The following is a 23,025-nucleotide window of genomic DNA, read 5'->3' on the forward strand; positions in this document are numbered from 1 at the left end:
TGGGGGCGTCTTGGATTCGACAGGGGTCAGTTTGAATGAAATTGCAGCCGTGGACACACGTTACATGTAAAAACAAATATCTGGAAACAGACAAACTAATTACGCTTTCGCATAGTCGACATAGACATGAAAGCTGCCACTATTTAGCGTGCCTATAGCTAGATAACTGGTAACATAACTCATAGGATAAGGAGATAAGGAGTCTGGACTTATGTCACGAAAATCAACAGAATCGCTAAGCGAAAGATTGCTTGTGGATCGTAACTTAGTTAAACTCATTCTACAAGATAAGCTGTAGACGTTTCATATGGGACGGCTTTTGGACGCGGGTTCGATTCCCGCCGCCTCCACCAGAAAGATGAAGTGATTTGGATGTCATCGAAAAAACAACGATGAAATCAACACTTTTTATATAAATTGAATATTAGCAAAAAGCTCTATTTTGATGGATGTCACCACTAAAAATAGGGCTTTTTTGTAAAAGAGATGAGGTGAAATGGATGTCATTAAATAAAAATTAATAGAATAAATATATTTATTAAGTTTACTCATTCTCATATATGAGAATTGATTTGACATATATTACGGTTAGTGATGTAATTTTATTACAGTAAACGTAATATATGGAGGTGGGATTTTGAGAGATAATGTAAAAGGTGGTGCGTTGACGGAAGTTACTTTTTTTATTTTATTATCTTTATATGTTCCAAAACACGGGTATGCAATAATGCAATTTGTTGAAAAAGAAACAAATGGCCGTCTACGATTGGGAGCCGGTTCGTTATATGGAGCAATTAATTCTTTACTTGATAAGAAGTGGATTGAATCTTTAAGTGATGATAATGCACGAAAAAAAGAATATGTTATTACACCTTTGGGTAAAGAAATAACAAAACAGGAAATAAAAAGAATTAATGAAATAGTTAAAATTGCAACTAGAATTGTGGAGGAAAGTTAATTATGAAAAAATGTATACGATATTTTTGTGGATCTGTAAAAGCACAAGAAAAGTGGTTGAATTCAATGTCAGAGAAAGGCTATCGTCTAAAATACACAGGAAAACTTATTTATAAGTTTGAAGAATGTGAGAGTAATAAATATATATATTGTGTAGATTTTGTTGCACATAAGTCAAATAAAGAATTAAAAAACTATAAACAGTTTTTAGAAAATATTGGATATAGGGTCATGAATAAAAATGCCAATTTAAACTTGTCAGCAGGGAAAATACGTTTACGTTTTTATGGAGATAGATATGGAAAAATTGCAACATCACCTGGTAATTACAATAAAGAACTTTTGATAGTAGAAAAGGAAAATGACAACAAGCCCTTTGAACTCCATACAACAATAGAAGATAAAATATCTTACTATAAAATACAGCGAAATGCCTATTTAACAATATTGTTGCTTATATCTTTTATTTTTCTGGCAAATTATATAATGAGTAGCTTAACGGTTAATAATATAGGTATCTTACTTATAATCATATTATCCAGTATTCCAACTATTTTGATACAAAGGGAAATAAATATTTTAAGAAAACAATCAAATTTAAATGAGTAGAAAGATGAGGTGATTTAAATGTCCACTTTTTATATAAATTGAATATTGGTAAAATGATTTATTTTGATGGATGTCTCCATATAACATGATAAATGGGACATGCAGTTTGATGTCATTAAAATGTATGAGTTACTGGACTCTACATATATAATTAGTATAAAGTTAATGAAGATGATATTATGAAATTCAAGATAAATAAAAATTGCAATAGAGCGGTTATTGAGAATTAGATAAATAGCTATTAGCAAATTAATAGAAAACTTGAAATAAGTTTGGATGAAGCTGAGAAAGTTAAGTTTTTATTTAATAAATATGTTGAATATGAAGAACATCCACTTTTAGAATTAATTAAAATTGAAATAGCATCTGCATTAGAAAAGAAGGTATAGTTGCCATATAAAGAAGAAAAACAAAAAATTATATATATTAAAAGAATTAAGAAATCTATAAATAATGGTTTCTTAAAAAAATCATATTTTTTAATTTATTTAGTATTTGACTTTCATTTATGTATAAACTATAAGGTAAGTGAGAAAAGGAATAGCTGATAAGCTGTTATGCCTTGGATTTGCTAAGTAGAATAACTACCTCACAGTTTACCAGCGCATGAGGTAGTTATTTTTTTGCTTTAAATTCCTTACCTATAATGACAAGAAGCAATTTGACAATTATTCCTACGACAGTCATAACAAATGCCAAACAAGTTAGCATCACCATAACCGTTTCATATGGATAAAATAGTTTCTTTGTGGATTTGCACCAAATTCAGAAACAGCAAAAGTTATGTCTGAGAATTTAGGTAATAAAACTGTGCTTAGTGGATTAGTCAGTAAGGGGAAGAATGACCTATCACAGTCACTTCAAATGATGCAAAGACCTTTGATGACAACTGATGAACTTAAATCAATGCCAAAAGGAAATTTTATCTTAATGAAAACAAGAAAAAATCCAATGAAAACAACTTTAAAATTGTTTATTCATTGGAAAATAAAATTTGACAAAGAGTCATATGAAGTTAATGCAAGAAGTCAGAGAGATGTTGAGTATGCAGATATATCACAAATAGAAAGAAGTATAAAATCCCAAACTGACTATCAGAATATAGAAATAAATTTAAAAGATAGTATTAAAAAAGCTAGAAAGTCAGGAATAAAAATTGAATAAAGATACATGGTCATACTATTCATCAATAGGAACAATAGCCAAGGATACAAGTTTAAGTAAACGTACAATTATGAGGCAAATTGCTGTCTTGGAAAAGAAGAATTAATATTGAAAATACATAGAACTCGAAAAAAACAATGGTAATACAAGCAATATGCATTTTTTTAACTAGTTCTTAATATAAGTTACAGAGAAAAAATAAATCTAATTATAATAAGTATATTAAAAGAGAATACAATATATAATTTTTTACTTGAGGATATCATAACATTGAAATAATTAATGAGTAAATAAAAACAAGAGATTTTGAAATCTCCTGTTTAAAGAAGTTTAGCAGTTTATTTATTTGAATAAATTTGCTTGTTTATTTCTTTGATAAAACTGATAAGATCTAATTCGGTTTCAAGAGCCTGATTTAAAATATTATATGGATCATCTATATTTAATGTGGAATTTTGTAAAATTTGTATAAATAATTTTAAATCATCCCTTTGTGTATTGTAGTAGGTAATAGGAATATCGTATTTGTTTTTATCAAAGGTTGTAACTTCAAGAGTAATTTGAGCTGAGTCAAATCTAACACCAGTAGTAAGTCCATAACATACCTTTACTTCCTTGATTTGAGAGTAATTTAAAGTAGTAATCGGATTCTTTCCTTTCATTTTCTCAAATAAACTAAGATACTCATAATAAATCAGTTCGTTGTCTTTATTATTTATTAGACAACCATGTTTTTTAGTGCCCATCAATAAACAATCTATCATTTTATTTCCTCCTTTTTCTAATTTTTGAATAAACTGATATATCTATCCATAAAAAGTATACAAAAAAAGAATAGAAAAATACATTAATATTACATAGAAAGCATAATAGGTGAATGAAAAGCACTATATGTTCTTTTTATTAATAAAATATAATATTTCTACTGTAAGCAATGCAGAAAAAATAGGAATAAAAATTTCATTTTTATTAAAGGTTATAATATAAATAATCAAAAAACAAAAAAAAGTTAAAAGATTAAAGTTTTTCAATTTAATTGATAAAGTATTTTTTTTGGATGGATGAAGATAAATAAATATTAAAATACTAATAATAGAAAAAATTTTTAAAATGGTAAAATATATTTGATTATTTCGCAACAATAAGTTAATTAGCATTATAGATATCATCATTAAAGTACATCTGTAAATTGTTTTTGCATGAAATCCGCCTATTGTAATTCTAAGAAAACCAAATGTTATTAAAAAGAAAAAACCAAATGTGATATCAGAAAATAAATAAGATATAAATAAGATGGTTAAAATAGTAAAAGAATTAAAAATCAAAACTTGAAGACCATATTCCACTATTTCTTTATTATAAATATTTGAATTTGATTTTTTAATTAATAAATCAGAAATATTAGATAATATTTTCTTCAAATTCTTGTTTATCCTTTACTAATATTAGAATTTTATAGTATGTTTGGTCATCAACATCAGTTGTATCAATAAATCTTCTTTCTGAATTACCACATAAATAATCTATGCTAACTTTATATAATCTAGCTAATATTATAAGGTTGTCATAGCTTGGTTTTCTTTCACCTCGTTCATATGCAGAAATTGTACTTCTATCAATTCCTGTGATTTTTTCTACAATGATTTGAGTATAGCCACGATCTTTTCTAATTTTCTTTAGTCTTTTTCCAAATCCCATATTTATCACCAAATTTAGAGTACACTAATAGGTGTCACTCTAGGTAACATTGCCACTAAAAGTAACTTTTTTAACGTTTAATCAATGATATTTGTATTTAATAATTATAAAATAGATAAAAAATAAGTATAGTGCTAGTATAAATATATAAAGAGGAGGTAACTAATATTATGTTTTTTAAATCTATTTGTACTTTCCTAGATAAGTTGGCTAGAACAGCTTGTTACTCACATTCGTTTATTGGATGCTATGAACCAGAAAAGCCAAAAATTTTAGAAAAGTAATATTTGTAAAAAAACATTTCTTAAGAAATGTTTTTTTATCTATATAAAATACTATATATGGTATACTAATTAAATAAGGAGAGGTGATAATAACATGCGAATAATGATTGTTGATGATGATATAGAATTTTCTAGTAATCTATCAAATGAGATTAAAATTTATTTTAATAAACTAGTTGATACAATAGATATGGAAATAATTTCAAAAGATTTTTCTTTAGATATGAAAATAAATGCAGATGTTGTTTTTATTGATATAGATCTAAATGGTAAAAATGGAATTGCTTTAGCTAAATATATAAAAAGTGTTTCACCTAAGACATTGATTATTTTTATTTCATCTAAAGAGGAATTGGTTTTTAATGCATTATCTGTTACAACTTTTCAGTTTATTAGAAAAGCTAAATTTAAAGAGGACAGTATTAGAGTTTTTAAACAATTATATCAATATATACAAGAAAATGAAAAAAAGATTATTTTAGAGATAAATGGAAGAAAAAATGTTATTAAAATTAATGAAATACAATTTATTCTATCGTTTGGTAGGGATTTACTAATAAAAACAATTTTACATGAATATGTTTTAGTTTCAACAATTAAAGAAATTATTGATTTATTAAGAACTAAATCATATTATGATATTGTTCAAATCAGTAGAAATGTTGCTATTAATCTAAATTATATTTCAAATATAGAAGCAAATACTGTTATTTTGCAAGATGAAACATCTCATACAATCGGAAGAATATATAAATCAAATTTGATAAAAAAATATGAGGAGTTTTTATTAAGATGATTTTCTTTGACTTGTTAATGACCGTATTTGAAGATTTCGTAATTTCTTATTTTTTAATATCATTCTTTTTTGAAGAAAAAAGGTTTAGATTATCATCTATATTAACATTTATTTGTGTTATAGAAACATTTATATTGAATAATTATTTCAAGAATAATGAGCTACTCTTTTTTTCATTAGTATTAACATGTATGGCTATGCTTTGTATTATAAAAAGAAAAGTAAATTGGTTTTATTTAGTCATACCGTGTTTATTGATAGGATTATTGTTAGTATCAAATATTACTTCATTTTATATAGTTTCATTATTAACTAACATAAAGATTAATGATATATCAAATAATCTTTATATGCTAGTTTTGACAATTCTTCTCTCACGTTTAATTTTTTTAATAACAAGTATATATTTATACAATAGTTTAAAATCATTAAGAATAAAAAGAGATCAATATGCTTTTATTGAGTATAAATCATTTATAATTTTTATTTTGTGTTTATTTTCTATTGTAACAACAATAGGAGAAAGCATAGTGTATGGTATTTTTGACTATAAAATATACTTATTGTTGATTATAGAATTTTTATTAATGTGTATTTCATCAATTGTTTTATTTATTAATATACAAAACAATTATAAAAATCAATTAAAAATGCAATCAGAAGTAATACAATTAAAATATTCTCGTCAGATGTATTTTGAAACATGTAAATTGTCCTATCAATTATCCCAAGATAAGCATGATTTATATTATTTATTGAAAAAAATTGAAGATGCTATTATTAAAAAAAATAATAATGAAGGACTATATTTGATACAAAATGCAATAGGCCAAATAAATAAAGTTGACATTTCATACACATCTTCGAATCCATTATTTGATTATATGATTACAAAGAAAATAAAAAATTTAAAATTATTTAAGTACGACGTTATATATACTGCAAACATATCTCAAAAGGAACTACTAAATGATTTAACGTTAATAGACAATTTAGAGAGATATATAGATTGTCTAACATTAAATAATACTAAATCAATAGGAAAATATTTAGAAGTTAGTATTTATGAAAAAAATAATTATATAATTTTTGATTTAAGAATTAATAAAAATATGGAACTTTCTAACTCTATATTTAACTTCGAAAATAAGTCAGAACATATATTACAAGAGAGTTTGAACTGTGAAAGCAGTAGCACAGGTATTAAAGTATTAATTAAATAAATTTATTAAAGGTTTAATATAAAAGTGGTTCATAGAAGAACCTAATAAGTTGTTAAACCTTTTTGTATCGTTAATAATGACACATAGAGTAACATAATTGTGCTTTTATTTAAAATAATTGTTGAACATCTACATAAAATGGAAAAATATAAAAATGTTTAATATCATATAGGTACAGTAGTACTACACAAAAAGAAAGGAGGAAATTATTGTGAGTAAGGATTTAAGTAAGGATTTTGATTTAAATGCTGGTGGAGATGACAATAATCCAGAAAATCCAAATGGTCGAAGTGTTATTTCGTGGATTACTGCATCATTAGTTATGTCAACAGGCGATTTAATTTCTGCAATTACACCTGGCTGGACACAAGGCCCTGGATACACGGAAAATGAAGAATGTTGGTAAAATAAAAGTAGTTAGAGCCTGATTATAAATGGAAGTTTATTATTGGGCTCTTTCTTCTATAAGAAAGGATATACATTATGGTGAAGATATATGGATTAATAGGAAGTAATAAAAAAAACGGCACTTGTTATTCTTTAGTAATTGAATTAATTAAACTGATTGAAAGAATTTTCTCTATTAAAGGTATTGAAGTAATATATAAGATTGATTATGTATGTGATTTTAACATTAAGGAATGTAAGGGATGCTGTAATTGTTTTAAAAATGGAAAGTGTATGATTAATGATGATATGGCAAATATTAAAAAAAATATATTAGAAAGTGATCTTCTTATTATTGCTTCACCTGTTTATCTTAATCAAATAACTGGAACATTAAAAAAAGTTTTGGATCGTATTGCATATTGGACACATTTAATGCCTTTAATAGGGAAAAGAGGAATAATAATAACTAATTCTTCATTCAGCGGAAATAAAGAAAGTACAGATTATCTAGAATTAATATTGAATCATTTAGGAGTATCTGTAGATTATGTTTTTAAATATAAAGGCAATGGATTAAACAAAAATCAACAACATTATAATAAAAAGGAACTATTAGTCTATTCAAATATTTTTCAAAATCTAGATTTTAAAATAGATAAAAGAGTAACGCAAATATTTGATACATATTCCAAATGGTATAGCCAACTCATAAAAGAGAATGTTGATATTGACAGTAATAATGAACTTATTTTTTGGAATAAAAATTATTTAGGAAAATCAATAGATGTGGTCCATAAAAAAAATATACAAAATTTAAAAAAGAGGTATAAAAAGAATGAATATAAAAAATGAATTTTATGTAAGATTGCCCTATTTTAATATTTTAGATTATAAAAAATTTTGTAATATGAATTGTGAAGATTTAGTAAATTTTAGCAAAAATAATTTTTTAGAAGGACTATTAATAGAATCATTTGATCTATATAAATCCATAATGGAAGAAAAAGAACCAATAGAAACTTTGTCACATTCTATAAATAAATATTTATTGAGAAGTGCCACAAGAACAACACCACACGGATTAAGTGTAAAAATATTGAAAGGTAGCTTTAATGTAAAGTCTAAAAAAACATTCAATGAAATTAACAACTATAGAGCAATAGAATTGGATTTTGAGTGGTGCCAAGGTGTACTAAAAAAAGTTGAAAATAACAATTTTGAAAAATTGAAAGTTAGATTAAACAGTCATATTGAAATTAACAAAGATACGATCTTTAATGAGTGGATAGACTGCAATTGTGAAAGAAAAGAAGAAAAATTAAATATTGTTATTGATAAAAAAGCTCCATTAGAAAAAATAGTTAATTTATTGAATAATAGATCTATGGAAATAAAAGCAATTAAAAAATATTTGCTAAATGAATATGAATATGCTCAAGAAGAACAAATTAATAAATTTTTAAAGGAGTTGTTAGATAATCAAATTTTATGCTCAGATTTAAGAATAAATATGCTCAGTGTACGAACAATTAATTGGCTTATAGAAAAAATAAGCTTATATGAAGATACAGAGAGTATAATTGATCAACTAAAAAACATATATAATGAACTGGAAAATTATCAAAATGACCTCATCAATCAAGGAAATAAAAAATTAGAGTATATTATAGAATTAATGGAGGCTATTTATTCTTGTAAAAATTATTTATGTATAACTTTATATAATAAGGAAGAAATATTTTTAGAAAATACAGTAAAAGATGATTTAAAAGATTATGTGAATTTTTTGAATGTAATAGCACTCGGAAAAAATAAAGTTGATAATTATTACCATAAGTTTATTGATAAATATGGATTTCAGGCAATAAATATTAAAGAAGTAGTGGATCCAATAAATGGTATAGGACTACCAAAATCAACGGATGTTAAAGATAATATGTACTATCAAAAAATAAAAAATTATATATTTGAAAATAATAGTGATGAAGTTGATATATCTGAAATATTTGGCATACTTCCTCCAGTGGATAATCAATTTGAAGAGTTTGAGTTGGCTTTTAGAATTTATGAAAAAAATAGGAAAAATATCTATGAAGTAACACCAGTTGTTGGAAGTAATCAAATGTATAAGATAATGGGTAGATTTAAAGAAATAGAGAAAATAACATTTTCAAATAGTAGCTATGATAAAGTAGAAGTTATTTATTATCCAAAAATTGAAAAAGTAGGGAATGTACTTAGTTGCTCTACAACAGCTGAATATGTTTTAGATTATGGAAATTCGGATATATCTAATAAACAAGAGATAGGATTAAATGATATATATGTGTTTCCTCTTAAAGGTAATCTTGTTCTTATTAATAAAAACAATGGTAGAAGACTAAAGTTTATTAATACAAATATGACAACATTTAATTTAATGCCAGATATATTGAAAACCTTAATAAATATATCAAATAGATATGAACCAGATCCATTTTCATTAAATCATATATTACAGGATATTTTTAAAGGGTTTACTTTTCAAAAAAAAATAGTATATAAAAATTTTGTCATAAAACCTAAAACATTAGAAATAGATAAAGAAGAAATAAAAAATAAAGATATAATAAATTATATTTTTTCAAGATTACATAAATCAATTCTTTTTTGTGGAATTAGGGATAATTTACTTTTATTAAATTTAAATGTAGAGTCACATAAAGATATTCTAAAAAAAATGATTGATCAATACGAGACAGTTCTGATTCAAGATACAGATATATATGACCATTTAAATAAAAAAAATGAGGAAAATGGAAGTTTTATAAATGAATATATATTTGAATTTTATAATACTAATAAAATTTATGATATACTGCCCAACATTCAATATATGGAGTATCCAGATAACTACGAAAACAGTAATGATATATGGCTAAGTTTTAAACTATATATGTGTACAGCATACATGAATAAATTCATAATTAATCAGTTAATTGAATTTGTAAAAAGTCTTAAGCAAAGTCAGTTAATAATGAAATTTTTCTATATAAGATATTTTGATGATGCTGCACACCTTCGGATTAGATTTTTAGTTAATAAAAAAAATATAGGGGAGCTATTTCAGGTTTGTTATGAATATTTACATTATCAAAAAAGTTTAGGTTATGTTAAAAGATTTGTTTTAGATGAATATATCCCAGAATTAGTAAGATATGGGGGTAAATCAAATATAGCATACATTGAAAATATATTTGACTTATCATCGAAATATTGTATCGATGAAATAAAATATGGAGAGTCAAAAGAAAGATTATATGAAAACTATATATTATTTGTATACTACATTTCCTCTAAAATTAACTATGATTTTAAACTAGTTTTAAATGAGTTTAGTAAGTATATACCATATTATCATAGAAATAATCTTGCTGATTCAGTTAGAAGAAAGATAGTTTTGTTTGAAAAAGGTAAATTACCAATTAATTTATTATTTACTAGTAATGAATTTATTATTATAGAAAAGATAATTGATGAAATAAATCTAATGTTAAAAAATAAAACAATTAATTATGTGGAAGTTCCATCAATGTTAACTAGCCTTTTTCATATGCATTTTAATAGATTGATAGGAATAAACAGATTAATTGAAAATCAATTAAATGGAAACATAGAAAATATTATGTATACAATTAAAAAATTGAAACTATTATAGGAGATAATGAAAATGAAAAAAATAATATTTTTAACTGGATATTCTATTAGCCATATATATCCATTAGAAACAATGATCAAATTTCTAAAAAATAAATATGAATTATATATTATATGTACATATAAGAATAAGTGGTTACCAGAAAAGTGGGGAGTAAATGTAATTATCTATCCAGAAAAATATTGGAAATGTAAGCATGAAAATAAAATAAAATCACAAAGAGAAGATAATGAGTTATTGTATCAAAATGAATCTATACAAGAAAAATATATATCATTTTTGCAAAATGATGCATTATCTACGTTTAATTTTTATGAAGATGTAGTTCAGTTTTTAAAAAAAACCATTAATGAAATTAATCCGTCTGTCGTTTTTAAAGATTCAACAGATATTTATTGGGATGTAATAAGAAAAGAATTTAATTCAATAAAAACTATCGGATTTATAACAAATAATTTATACTCATGGAAATATTTACAAAATAAAGAAATCTTATTGCACTTTCTAGGTATACTAGACATAGAAAAAGAATTAAGTCCTGTATTTATAGATAACTTTAAAGACATTATTGATGATATATATAAACAAATATCTTTACAATTAGGAGAAAGATTTCTTCGAAGCTATTATCAATATGATCCACAAGAGGAAGTAAATATTATTTTTTCAATGCCATTTTTCCAACCAATTGAATCTTTAGAACAAAAATATAATAATTACATAGTGACTCCACAACTTGAAAATTTTACAGTAGAGAGTATAATTCCTCAAAAATTAATAACCTTTATTGGACAAGAAAAAGTTATTTATATTTCCACAGGATCTTTTATAACAAAAAATATAGAATATTATATTAAATTAATTCAACTATTAACTTATGACCAAACTAATAAAATAATAATTTCTGGTGGAAAGCAGACTGATGAAATAAATAAGTACATTTTAGAAAACTCATTAGAAGACAATGCAATTGTATTTCAACATGTACCTCAAAAATATGTTTTATCAAACTGTAAATTGTTTATATCTACAGGGGGATTTAATAGTGTGAAAGAAGCAATATATTTTAAAGTTCCAATGTTAGTCATTCCTATAACTTGTGAGCAAAGATTAAATGGATTAATAATAGAAAAACTAGGAATAGGGCATACGCTATACAAGAGAAATCAGAAAACAATAGATATATTGATTAAAGATTTATTAGATAATGAAAGTTTCTCTCAAAAATTACAGTATTATAGCAATAATATTATAGATAATGATATGAACTATAAATGTTTCAAGGAAATAGAAGAGTGGATAACAAATGAATAAGAAATACGAATTTTCTTATAAAAATTATCAATTCTATATACAAAATCGTGATATCTATGAAGAATTATATACATTACGAGATTTAAATATATTTTACTCATTAATTAATTTAGATAATAGATTTAAAAATACTATTGTAGAGTACGAAAAAAGGATAAAAACTATTGTTAATGAAGTTACGTTAGACTGTTCACTTGGCTCAGGATTGTGTGGGTTAGGATATATGTATCATTTTATGTCAATTACAAATTCTAAATATAAAAATGAAAAAAGTAAAATAGATACTCTTTTAAAAAAATTAGTAGTTACATTTATAGATAGTAATATTCCTATTATTGATTCAACAGGAAATTTTAACATTCTATATGACTATTTTAAAGGTATGTCTGGAATATTTGCATATGTAATACAAACTTCAAATGATTTAAATGTTCAAAGAATGATTATAGATTATTTAATATATGAGATATCTCAAATAGATTATAATGAAATCCATGCTAATTTAGGCATTGCACATGGATTATCATGTTTATTAAATATATTAAGACTAGATAATAATTATTGCTATTCAAAAAATGATATTAATATTATAAAGAAGTTAATGTTAATTATTGAATATAATTTAAGAAATAATTTAAAAAAATCAAAAAGAATTTCCTTGTCTTGGGGCAATGGAGATTTTGGTATAGTGTTTTCAATTTTAAGCATATCTAAAAAAATGAATATAGAAATATCAACTGACTTATATGAACTTATAAAATTCATAATTAATAAGGGAGATAGAATTATATATGAAAAATTAAATCCTTGTAATGGGGTATTTGGATATAAAAGAATGTTACAAATTATTACATTTGATGATAAAGAGATATGGTTACATGATAACCAAGATATAGCAATCATAGGAGACGTTATAGTACATAGTAACCTTAAGGGAAGAGATATTTCCATAATAGATGGTTTGCTCTCAAAAATATTGATTAATAATATTTGCAAAATGCACCTCGATGAATATTATAAGTTATTTATGTTATAGGAAGGAAGTTAATATTATGGATAATATAAAAAAAGTGTTTAGTAGAGTTGGATATATTATAGACTTGGTTAAAAGATATAAGTTTCAACTGGTCATCATTCTTTTATTTGTTAGCATCATCAATTCAATTATTCCATATGCTACAATGATTAATACTCAAATTCTTATTAATAAAATTCAAATGACACAATCATTGGAGAATATTATAGTTAACATAATATTCTATGGTATATTAGGGCTCCTATCAATGATCTTTTTAAATTTATATAACTACATGCTTATAAAATATAGAGAATATTTATATTTACACTTAAATGTATTGATATTAGAGGAAACAAAAAAATTTAAATTGAGTGATTATGAAAATCCAACAGTATATGATTTAATTCAGAGAGCTGAGCAAGATATTGGTATGCGACCATATAATATAATAGTTTCGATATTAAGTTTGTTTAGTGGTGTGATTAATTTCTTTATTGCTATTTTAATTATGACAACATGGCATTGGTGGATAGTAATAGTATTCATGTTTTTGCCGTTTGTTTCATTTAAATACTTTAATAATATAACAAAATATGAATATGAAATTATTTATAATCGTGCACAAAATGAAAGAAAATCATGGTATATATCACATTTATTAACAAAAGATGATTATATAAAAGAAATTAGAAATTTAGGATTGCATGATTATTTAATGAATCGGTTCAAAAAACTCAGAAAATTATTTTTTATACAAAATATTAATATTAATAAGAAAAAAACGTTTTTCACTGCCTTATATGACTTATTAAATTTATTGATTTCCTTTTCTATTGTCATATTAGCAAGTTTTGAAGCAGTGACAGGTGTAATTTTAGTCGGAAATCTTATGACATATATAAATACATCTTCAAAAATTGAGACATCGATTAGAAATATAGTTAATGCAATGTTTAGTCTATATCAAGAGGCAATGTATGTTGATAATATATCTAATTATTTATCATATGATGTGAATAATGATGAAGGAACAACACAAATCTCAACTATTGATACAATTGAGTTTAGAAATGTAAGTTTTAAATACCAAAATCAAAATAAGTATGCACTTAGAGGAATTAATTTGAAAATAAAAAAAGGAGATACTATAGCACTTGTGGGGAAAAATGGATCAGGGAAATCTACCCTAATAAAGATATTATCTGGTCAGTACAGTGATTTTGAAGGTGAGGTATTGATTAACAACATTGATATAAAACAAATAGATAAACAATCTTTATTTAAACAAATAAATATTTTATTTCAGGATTTTAATAAATTCCAATTTACTATTAAAGAAAATATAGGGTTTGGTAATTTGGATGAATTAGACAATTTATCTAAAATAAAAGAATGTGCAAATATATCTGGAGCCAATGAATTTATTGATAAACTTGAAGACGGCTATTTGCAACAAGTTGGATCATGGTTTAATGATGGGGTTCAATTATCTGGTGGTGAGTGGCAAAAATTGGGAATAAGTAGATTACTAATGAAAAATGGTGATTGTTATATTTTAGATGAGCCTACTGCAGCATTAGATCCAGTTTCAGAATATGAATTTTTTATAAGATTGAAAAATAATTTAAATAATAAAATTGGAATTTTTATAACACATAGGTTTATAAATGCAAAATTTGCTACAAAAATTTTGGTTATTGAAGAAGGAGAAATTCGAGAATATGGAACACATGTAGAATTAATTAAATCTGATGGTTTGTATGCAAAAATGTTTAAATTACAAAATGAATTATAAAGCTTTTTGATGCTATATGGTTTGAAATGTTAGTTGCTAATTTGTATAGTAACAGTAAAAAATACTATTTAATATTTATAAAGACTGTCTTAAACAATTATAGTTAAGTTATATGATTTTAAAATATATTTAATTCTGATTAATATTATTAAAATAAAATATTAGAAAACATAAAACCTTTCTCGGATATGGGAGAGGTTTTTTATGCTTTGGATTAGAGCCCCCTTCGTTTTCATTTCAAAAATAGAAATGAAAATGGAGGAAAAAAGAATGAAAAATGATTATAAAAGAAATTACTTCTGGATACGACCAGATGAGTATGGAAATAGAAAATATTACTTCAACATTAAAGGGGATTTTATTGAAGTAGAAAAGGATGTATTTAATGTCTGTTACAATTCATATAAAAAACAGTTAAGGGATCAGAAAAAAGATAATAATGTAGCTTTAGTTAATCTGGAAGATATGAATAAAGATGGTATTGAGTTAATTGACTTTGTTGGTATTGATACTGATTATGTAACTGATTTATATAATCAGGAACGTATTACCCAAATAATGAAATGTATTAATGAACTAGATGAAAAAGATAAAGTGTTAATTACTCATCTTCTTATTAAGGAGAAAACTGAGCGAGAATTAGCTGAGTTGAATAATGTAACTCAACCTGCTATTCATAAGAGAAAAAATCTAATTATAAAAAAGATGAGAGAGAAACTAAAAAATAATTTTTAATAATATAGGAAAGATTATAACCAATAAGTAATTTATGTGGATGTAATCTTTTTTGTAGATGATTTGTTTTTAGAAACTAAAAGAATAAAAAAGCAGATTAACTTGAAATAAATAGGACTGTTGGAAGAAATTTTAAAGTTGAAAATTAGATGAAATGAGAAAAAATATGGAGATGTTTATGACAAACAAGAGATGTTATATTTCAAAACTTTTTATCAGTAAAAACTATCAAGAATGAGAAGCGATTGAATAACTACGAAAAATAGTCGTGCTTGGCATAGAAACACTCTGAAGCAAGTTATAAATCAGGTGGGAGTATTGAAAATAATTTCTTTTCTTGCTTACTAAAACTATAGTTTCTGTGGTATGATGACATCATTACATAATAATGATCAAATATAGAAGTAAGGTTATTATCATGAAATACTTTACTTTTAAATAATGGGAGTGGAAATATAATGGAACAGACATCTTTATTTGAACAACCTACGAGTGAGCCGTTAGCATCTCGTATGCGCCCAACAAAATTAGAAGATTATGTTGGGCAAAAACATTTATTAGGTAAAGGTAAGATATTAAGAAATTTAATTGAAAATGATAAGATTTCATCAATGATATTTTGGGGACCTCCTGGTGTTGGAAAAACAACACTTGCTAGAATTATTGCTCATCATACAAATTGCAGGTTTGTTGATTTTTCTGCAGTAACAGCAGGAATAAAAGAGATCAGAGCAGTAATGCAAGAGGCAGAAGAAAATAGAAGACTAGGTATAAGAACAATTTTATTTATAGATGAGATTCATAGATTTAATAAAGCACAACAAGATGCGTTTTTGCCATTTGTAGAAAAAGGTTCAATTATCTTAATCGGTGCTACAACAGAAAATCCATCATTTGAATTGAATGGGGCTTTATTATCTCGTCTTAGAGTATTAGTACTAAAACAATTAAGTGAAGATGACTTAGTAGAACTTCTTAAAAGAGCTTTGAAGACAGATATTGTATTTAAGAATATACAAATAGAAATGCCAGAAGATACTTTAAAAATTATTGCGGAGTTTTCTAAAGGAGATGCAAGAACTGCCTTAAGTACTCTAGAAATTGTTGTAACAAATGGGAATTTGGAAGATAATTTTATTAAGATAACAAAAGAAACTTTATTAGATTCTATCACAAGAAAATCACTTATATATGACAAAAATGGTGAAGAACATCATCAAGTTATTTCTGCTTTTCATGAATCAATGCGAAATAGTGATGTAAACGCTGCTTTATTTTGGCTTGCAAGAATGTTAGAATCTGGAGAAGATCCGATTTGGATTGCAAGAAGAATAACCGTGTCAGCATCTGTGGATGTAGGATTGGCAGATACGAATGCTTTAAATGTGGCAGTGAATGCTTTTAATGCTACAAAGTTAGTGGGGATGCCAGAGTGCAGTGTGTTTTTAACGGAAGCGGTTATTTATATATGTTTAGCTCCAAAATCTGATAGTTCTTATTTAGCTTATGGAAAGGCAAAAGCTGATGCGATAAAATATGATAAGGAGCCTATACCGTTAAATATCATGGCTGCGTATACAAATTTGCAAAAAGAAATTGGATATGGAAAAGGATTTTTAAATCCACATAAAGCAAAAGAAAAAATAACAGCAATGCAATGTATGCCTGACAGGCTGGTAGGGAAAGAGTATTACACTCCTACAGAGCAAGGTGTTGAAGCACGAATGAAGACAAGATATGAAGCTATAGAGCAATGGAAAAAAAGTCATAATAAAAAATGAGATAACATTTTTTGTTGTAAAAACACTATGCACTCGGTAATTGGTGCTCTTGTTATGAAAATTTATTAAAGCGAATTGTGAATATTTAAGTCAATAAAATGGTGAAGTAGAACACATTAAATTGATAGATAATCTTATTAAAATAGCTAAGTGAAGGATGATTATATGGAGAAAAATTATGACTTTAAGCAAACACTAGTAGAAGAGATATCAGTATTTATTAAGCATATAGTTGTTACAAGAGAGAAACTTCAAGTAACGACAATGGATGAACAATTACAAGAAACTGAATTGAACTAAGTTATGTAGAAAATAGTAAATATATTATTCAATGAGAAGTTATATGTTGAAATATAGCTTCTTACTTTGCAAATAAGATTTGTATATGCAAAGACCCTATGATAAAATCCTTAAAAAGGATAAGGAAAAAATTTAAAATCAATCCTTAATTATTTTTCAATTCCTCATCTAACATTGATTAGATTTATGCACTTCGTTCGATGGGAAAGTAGGTATGTATGCTATCTATTTTACCTCTTCATTCCAGAGCCATTAAATTGTTAATGGTTGAGGTGAAGGTGAAAGGAATTTTTTTGTATATAAGAAAGGAGCAGAATAAAGTGTTAAAAAATAAATTTGGTATAAATAATTCAGCAGAACTTGCTCGAAAAGAAGAACAAATCAGTAAAATTAAAGCAGTAGAATTATTTGAAAACGGATTACTTGATACTTTTGAAGTTGGTACTTTTAAAGGCTTAGCTGAAATACATCATTATCTTTTTAATGATATTTATGATTTTGCTGGGAAAATCAGAGATGTCAATATTGCTAAGGGTGGATTTCGTTTCGCTCCTGTTATGTATTTAGGGGCAGCGTTAGAAAATATTGATAAAATGCCACAATCAAATTTTGATGAAATTATTGAAAAATATGTAGAAATGAATATAGCGCATCCATTTCGAGATGGGAATGGTCGTAGTACAAGAATTTGGTTAGATTGTATTTTAAAGAAAGAATTAAAATATGTCATTGATTGGAATGAAGTCGATAAAGAAGATTATTTGTTGGCTATAGAGCGAAGTCCAATTAAAGATGTTGAAATTAAATTTTTATTAAAGAGAGCATTAACAGATAGGATTGATGATTGTGAAGTGTATATGAAGGGAATTGATGCTAGTTACTATTATGAGGGATATAATATTTATAAGGCAGAATATGTAAAATAATAAGATTTACTTTTTTAATTGGTGAAATAATGGAATAATGATGTATCAAGATACTCCAATTGTATGTTAACTCTTGAAAGATGAAATAATTTGGGTGTCATTAAAAAATAACAATGAAATTAACACTTTTTACATAAAATATGGATATATGTATGTCAATTAATAAAAATGAATAGATATTTTTAGAGTTAAAGAATAAATTGTGTTTTCATTGCATTATGTTAAAATCATTATAAAAGAAAACTTATATCATAAAATAAAAAAGGGGAACAGTATGGGAAATAAGAAGCGCTCATCAACAGATTATGTGTTTATTGCAGGTATATTGTTTTGTTTCTTTTTCTGTTTTCTGATATTAAGATCAAGATTTTTATCAGTGTTTTATTTGTTTCCACTAATTATTTGCGTTTGCTTCCTGATTAAATATATAGGTAATAAAAATGGTGACTATGTTTGGGAAGAAATGAGAAAGTATATCTTAGTAAGTGGGTTTGTTTTCTGTGTATTAAGTTTTACATCAAAATACATTTTTAATAGTTTTGAATTTTTAGCAAGTGGATATGGATATGTAAAGACAGTTGTTTTGAAGATTTCAGATTATGAAAAGATAGATTTTTCAAAGAATATAAAAAATCAGATTGGACATAAAGATAAAATAAATATAAACAGAGACCTTTATATAGTCAAAAAATGTGATGAAAAAGTAACGTTACAATATATTGATGAAATCGTGGGTTTTAAAGAAATGCCTACAAAAAAGAAAAACACTGATAATAAATATGAAGCCAATACAAAGAAATATGGAATAATTTGGTTTACAATCCATTTGAATGATAAATATAATTTAGTAGAAATTCATACTTAGAATTCAAGAATATACACAATGTAAAAATCAAGAATTTTACTAAGCATTTTAACTTGATTTGGTTTATAAGAATATTCAAAAATAAGGAATGACAAGTTTATAGATAATTAATATTATAAATGAGACCTATAAAAGTGATGAACAACCTTATGTAATGGTTTTGGACTCATTTGTTAGTGAAGTGATTATGTCTTAGGCAAGAAAAAATGAGAAGGATAAAAATAAACAAAAAAACAATAATTTGTCAGAATTACAATATTATGGATTAGTAGATGAAAGATGGAAATGAATTGGAACGGTCAATGTTAAAACCATACAGAACGCAATGAAATTATTAGAAACTTGTTTAAACTTCACCCAACAGCTATGGAAAAAGAAATTGCTTATTATGTATTAGAACTAATAAATCTATTTAAACTCAAATCATTTCTTTTTTTGATCAATTGGTAGAATGAATGGACGAAACAAGGATATATCATGGTTGATTTTCTATTTCCTTGTAAAATGTATATAAACGTATTATATTTATATGTAATAATAGTAGTTAAACCAGAAAGGAAATATAATGAAAATCAACGAGGTAGAAAAACGGACAGGTATTACCAGTCACAATATTCGTTTTTATGAAAAAGAGGGACTAATAAATCCGTCCCGTAATCTTTCTAATGGATATAGAGAATATACAGAAACAGATATTAAACGAATAAACTACATTAAGTTATTAAGAATGTTGGATATTTCCATAAAGGATATTAAAGTATGTTTGAATGATGAAGAAAAACTATCTGATATTTTAGAAAAACATCTAAGAAATTTGAAAGAAGAAGAAAATCGAATTAAGGAAAACTTAGTCTTATGTCAAGAAATTGTTGATATGGGAATTGATGATTTGTCTGAAAATATGATAGAACAAATCATTCATGATAAAGAAGCTTATGCAATTAACTTAGAAAAGATAAAAAAGCAAGATAAAATTCAGCATTTATTATTTACTTCCAAACAACTTTTTTGTATTATTGGCTGGCTAATAATAATTATTCTTACAATATATTTTTATATTACAATATGCTTTGCATATATGAATAGATTATCACAAATTATTATATTGTTGCTTGCGATATTCTTATTTGGATATATGTTTAGAATAATATATTTTAACGAAAAAAGAAATTAAAACTAAAAACCAGTATTTCTAAAGTGTTATCATACAAATATTAGTGGAATTATATATTGTGTGTTTCTCAAAGGCGGTTTAAAAATAAACCTGTCTTTTTTGTTTTTTCTCTTGACCTTAACCTTTCTCTAAGGTTTAAGCTGATGATAAAGAAAGCAATTTATGAAAGCGGAGGAAAACATTATGTACTTAGAATTAAATGATGTGAGTTTTTCATATGATGAAATACCTGTCTTAATTGATATTACTTGTGGTATATGCCGTGGAGAAATTACGGGATTGGTTGGAGCCAATGGAACAGGAAAGACCACTACAATTTATAGTATTATCAAAAAGATACAACCACAGAAAGGTGAAATAAAAATAGCTGGGGAAAATATATATTCTTTAAGAGGAGACACATTCCCTGTTACTTATATACCTGATACACCTTTATATTATGAAGAATTGACAGTTATTGAACATTTATATTTTGTAAAGGCTCTATACCCTAAAAGTGAAGCAAATATTGATACATTGATAGAAAAACTTGATTTGAAGGAGCATTTGTATAAAGTACCAGGAATGTTATCCAAAGGAACGTTACAGAAACTGATGATAGCTATTTCACTATTAAGGCAATATGAAATATTTATAGCAGATGAACCTTTTAATGGTCTTGATCCAAGGCAAATGAGTATTTTTAAAGACATTTTAAATGAAATGCGTCAGCAAAATAAAGCCATTTTAATTTCAACACATTTATTAGATATAGCAGAAAACATATGCGATAAATATATATTTTTACATGACGGAAAAGTTCTTGCAATGGGAACAAAAGAAGAATTGATAAAAAAATATAACTTGCCTAATCATTCAAGTTTAGAAAATATATATTTATCCTTGATACATTAAGAAGGTATGCTATGTACGTTTATAAAATGCTATGTATTAATCGCTTTAGAGAATACAAATGCCTCATTCGTAATATGCTATTTCCTTTTCTTTCAATATTACTTGTAATAGGAATTGGTACTTATCAGATGATTATTTATTCTTTTCCTGTTTTGAAAGAAATAGATCAAGTCAATTTTAAAGGATTGTTTTATATACATTTATTCCTATTACTCTATTCCTTTTATCGCTGTTTCATTAAGGTCAAACCATTTCTGATTGTCAAGCCTGCAACATTATATTTATTCGAAGAAAAGAAAATCAAAAAACTATTAATGCTTAAAATGATTGGAAAAATAATCAAGCATTTAATCATTTCTTTCTGTCTTTCTATGATTGTAACTGGTTTTAATTTTAATATAGATTTTTTTGTAATTCTCCTTTTCTTGTTCTGCTTGCAGGAAATCATGGCTTTATTAAGCTGGGAAATCTATCATGATAAAACAAAAAATAACCACATAATAAGAATAATTTGGCTATTTCTCTGCATTACTATTTTCTTATCACACCTTTTATTCTATATAGTGATACTTAGCTTAATGGTATGGTTGATTTTACTAATTCATTCATTATTTGTATTGGATTTAGATATACCAAAATATGAAGCTGAAATGATATTTATGGAAAAAATATTAGTTGCACAGAACCATAATAATACTTTTCTATTAAGTCAATATGCACAGGAGAAAAAATTATTATCTCTTTCACATCAGAATAAAATTATAAATCAAAAATTTATTTCAAAATATCCTTTAATGTGGAAAGCAAAAACATCAATCTTTCGATTGGAAAAAGATAAAATTCTGATAGGAGTTGTCATATTTATGATTACTTTTTTGATATATAAAAGCCCTATATTTTGGACATTTATGTTTTTAGAACAAGATGGAATAAGATACTCTTTACTTATATTTGGTATGCTGATGGTCTTTCAACAAACAGTTCAAAGCATGCTACATCAGTTAGATAGTATTTTGGAAAAGGCAAAAGATGGATTATTTTTACCAGTTTCTGATAAAGAAATAGTGACTCAGTTTACAGTCATTCCTGTTATTGTTATGATTTGCATTCTGGGTATGATAACTCTTATTTTGAAGAGTAGCATAATACAATTCTTTTTAGCTGCAGTCATTTTGAGTATCATAACAATCCTTTTGTTTTATATGCAATTAAAGTACAAAAAGCAATTACCAAAATATTATTTTGTAATAACTATTGTAATTTTAGCAGTGTCCTTTTTAATATCTTATCAATTATGAAATTTTAGATTGATGATACGAGAAGTATCGATTATTTATTAAAACCTATACTATAAAATAGTTGATTGAATTTTAAAAGAATGTGAAGTCTTTAAAATAAGAGTTAA

Annotated in this window: 23 protein-coding genes, 1 other RNA gene and 1 pseudogene; 22 read left to right on the forward strand and 3 right to left on the reverse strand. The window is 25.2% G+C overall.

Annotated features, from left to right (window positions below; genetic code table 11):
• Window position 1: 1 nt before the first annotated feature.
• From ssrA to BN1865_RS18410, 5 genes and pseudogenes are all read left to right on the forward strand, one after another.
• Window positions 2-353, forward strand: a transfer-messenger RNA (tmRNA) gene (gene ssrA, locus BN1865_RS18045).
• A gap of 284 nt (window positions 354-637) precedes the next feature.
• Window positions 638-958: a PadR family transcriptional regulator gene (locus tag BN1865_RS09620; protein ID WP_050637043.1), complete on the forward strand. Its 321-nt coding sequence runs from the start codon at window positions 638-640 to the stop codon at window positions 956-958.
• Window positions 959-960: 2 nt separating this feature from the next.
• Window positions 961-1,566, forward strand: coding sequence for a DUF2812 domain-containing protein (locus BN1865_RS09625; RefSeq protein ID WP_102134067.1), 606 nt, complete (start codon window positions 961-963; stop codon window positions 1,564-1,566).
• Window positions 1,567-2,331: 765 nt separating this feature from the next.
• Window positions 2,332-2,730, forward strand: a pseudogene (locus BN1865_RS09630) (type IV secretory system conjugative DNA transfer family protein); the annotation flags it as partial.
• Window positions 2,723-2,836: a helix-turn-helix domain-containing protein gene (locus BN1865_RS18410; RefSeq protein ID WP_157844111.1), complete on the forward strand. Its 114-nt coding sequence runs from the start codon at window positions 2,723-2,725 to the stop codon at window positions 2,834-2,836. The pseudogene BN1865_RS09630 and the gene BN1865_RS18410, both read left to right, overlap by 8 nt.
• A gap of 232 nt (window positions 2,837-3,068) precedes the next feature.
• Here BN1865_RS18410 and BN1865_RS09635 read toward each other — a convergent pair whose 3' ends face one another.
• From BN1865_RS09635 to BN1865_RS09645, 3 genes are all read right to left on the reverse strand, one after another.
• Window positions 3,069-3,494, reverse strand: coding sequence for a hypothetical protein (locus tag BN1865_RS09635; protein WP_050637045.1), 426 nt, complete (start codon window positions 3,492-3,494; stop codon window positions 3,069-3,071).
• Between the two features lie 123 nt (window positions 3,495-3,617).
• Entirely contained in the window at window positions 3,618-4,151 is a 534-nt protein-coding gene (locus BN1865_RS09640) for an accessory gene regulator B family protein (protein ID WP_050637046.1), read from the reverse strand.
• Window positions 4,132-4,428: a helix-turn-helix domain-containing protein gene (locus BN1865_RS09645; RefSeq protein WP_050637047.1), complete on the reverse strand. Its 297-nt coding sequence runs from the start codon at window positions 4,426-4,428 to the stop codon at window positions 4,132-4,134. Before BN1865_RS09645 ends, BN1865_RS09640 begins: the two co-directional genes overlap by 20 nt.
• Before the next feature lie 170 nt (window positions 4,429-4,598).
• Here BN1865_RS09645 and BN1865_RS19105 point away from each other — a divergent pair, with 170 nt between their 5' ends.
• The 17 genes from BN1865_RS19105 to BN1865_RS09720 all read left to right on the forward strand — a co-directional run bounded on the left by BN1865_RS19105 (window position 4,599) and on the right by BN1865_RS09720 (window position 22,918).
• Window positions 4,599-4,712 (forward strand): AgrD family cyclic lactone autoinducer peptide, encoded by a 114-nt coding sequence (locus tag BN1865_RS19105; protein ID WP_082189958.1) that lies wholly within the window; start codon window positions 4,599-4,601, stop codon window positions 4,710-4,712.
• Window positions 4,713-4,806: 94 nt separating this feature from the next.
• Entirely contained in the window at window positions 4,807-5,508 is a 702-nt protein-coding gene (locus BN1865_RS09650) for a LytR/AlgR family response regulator transcription factor (protein ID WP_050637048.1), read from the forward strand.
• Between the two features lie 530 nt (window positions 5,509-6,038).
• Complete coding sequence (locus BN1865_RS09655) at window positions 6,039-6,731, forward strand: hypothetical protein (RefSeq protein WP_198527269.1); 693 nt, start codon at window positions 6,039-6,041, stop codon at window positions 6,729-6,731.
• A 211-nt stretch (window positions 6,732-6,942) separates the two neighbouring features.
• Window positions 6,943-7,137, forward strand: coding sequence for a hypothetical protein (locus BN1865_RS09660; RefSeq protein ID WP_050637050.1), 195 nt, complete (start codon window positions 6,943-6,945; stop codon window positions 7,135-7,137).
• 80 nt (window positions 7,138-7,217) lie between these two features.
• Entirely contained in the window at window positions 7,218-7,973 is a 756-nt protein-coding gene (locus tag BN1865_RS09665; RefSeq protein ID WP_157844113.1) for a flavodoxin family protein, read from the forward strand.
• The gene (locus tag BN1865_RS09670) at window positions 7,957-10,818 is read left to right on the forward strand and encodes a thiopeptide-type bacteriocin biosynthesis protein (RefSeq protein ID WP_050637052.1); all 2,862 of its coding nucleotides are present in this window, start codon (window positions 7,957-7,959) and stop codon (window positions 10,816-10,818) included. The genes BN1865_RS09665 and BN1865_RS09670 overlap by 17 nt, the downstream gene beginning before the upstream one ends.
• A gap of 12 nt (window positions 10,819-10,830) precedes the next feature.
• Window positions 10,831-12,132: a glycosyltransferase gene (locus BN1865_RS09675; RefSeq protein ID WP_050637053.1), complete on the forward strand. Its 1,302-nt coding sequence runs from the start codon at window positions 10,831-10,833 to the stop codon at window positions 12,130-12,132.
• A complete protein-coding gene (locus BN1865_RS09680) occupies window positions 12,125-13,168 on the forward strand; it encodes a lanthionine synthetase LanC family protein (protein ID WP_050637054.1) in 1,044 nt (347 codons plus the stop codon). The genes BN1865_RS09675 and BN1865_RS09680 overlap by 8 nt, the downstream gene beginning before the upstream one ends.
• 16 nt (window positions 13,169-13,184) lie before the next feature.
• Window positions 13,185-14,945, forward strand: a complete 1,761-nt coding sequence (locus tag BN1865_RS09685) for an ABC transporter ATP-binding protein (protein ID WP_050637055.1) — start codon at window positions 13,185-13,187, stop codon at window positions 14,943-14,945.
• A 270-nt stretch (window positions 14,946-15,215) separates the two neighbouring features.
• Window positions 15,216-15,680: a sigma-70 family RNA polymerase sigma factor gene (locus tag BN1865_RS09690; RefSeq protein WP_157844114.1), complete on the forward strand. Its 465-nt coding sequence runs from the start codon at window positions 15,216-15,218 to the stop codon at window positions 15,678-15,680.
• Window positions 15,681-16,138: 458 nt separating this feature from the next.
• Entirely contained in the window at window positions 16,139-17,461 is a 1,323-nt protein-coding gene (locus BN1865_RS09695; RefSeq protein ID WP_050637057.1) for a replication-associated recombination protein A, read from the forward strand.
• Window positions 17,462-17,626: 165 nt separating this feature from the next.
• Window positions 17,627-17,761 carry a hypothetical protein gene (locus tag BN1865_RS18945; protein WP_255351758.1) on the forward strand — a complete coding sequence of 45 codons (135 nt, stop codon included), beginning with the start codon at window positions 17,627-17,629 and terminating at the stop codon, window positions 17,759-17,761.
• Between the two features lie 320 nt (window positions 17,762-18,081).
• Window positions 18,082-18,687 (forward strand): protein adenylyltransferase Fic, encoded by a 606-nt coding sequence (gene fic / locus BN1865_RS09700; RefSeq protein WP_102134071.1) that lies wholly within the window; start codon window positions 18,082-18,084, stop codon window positions 18,685-18,687.
• Between the two features lie 274 nt (window positions 18,688-18,961).
• Complete coding sequence (locus tag BN1865_RS09705) at window positions 18,962-19,552, forward strand: hypothetical protein (RefSeq protein ID WP_050637058.1); 591 nt, start codon at window positions 18,962-18,964, stop codon at window positions 19,550-19,552.
• A 565-nt stretch (window positions 19,553-20,117) separates the two neighbouring features.
• A complete protein-coding gene (locus tag BN1865_RS09710) occupies window positions 20,118-20,726 on the forward strand; it encodes a helix-turn-helix domain-containing protein (protein ID WP_050637059.1) in 609 nt (202 codons plus the stop codon).
• Between the two features lie 183 nt (window positions 20,727-20,909).
• The gene (locus tag BN1865_RS09715; protein WP_050637060.1) at window positions 20,910-21,620 is read left to right on the forward strand and encodes an ABC transporter ATP-binding protein; all 711 of its coding nucleotides are present in this window, start codon (window positions 20,910-20,912) and stop codon (window positions 21,618-21,620) included.
• 152 nt (window positions 21,621-21,772) lie between these two features.
• On the forward strand, window positions 21,773-22,918 hold the full coding sequence (locus BN1865_RS09720; RefSeq protein WP_157844115.1) for a hypothetical protein: 1,146 nt from the start codon (window positions 21,773-21,775) through the stop codon (window positions 22,916-22,918).
• The last annotated feature ends 107 nt before the right edge of the window (window positions 22,919-23,025 follow it).

The organism is Candidatus Stoquefichus sp. SB1 (genome assembly GCF_001244545.1).
Classification (GTDB): domain Bacteria; phylum Bacillota_I; class Bacilli_A; order Erysipelotrichales; family Coprobacillaceae; genus Stoquefichus.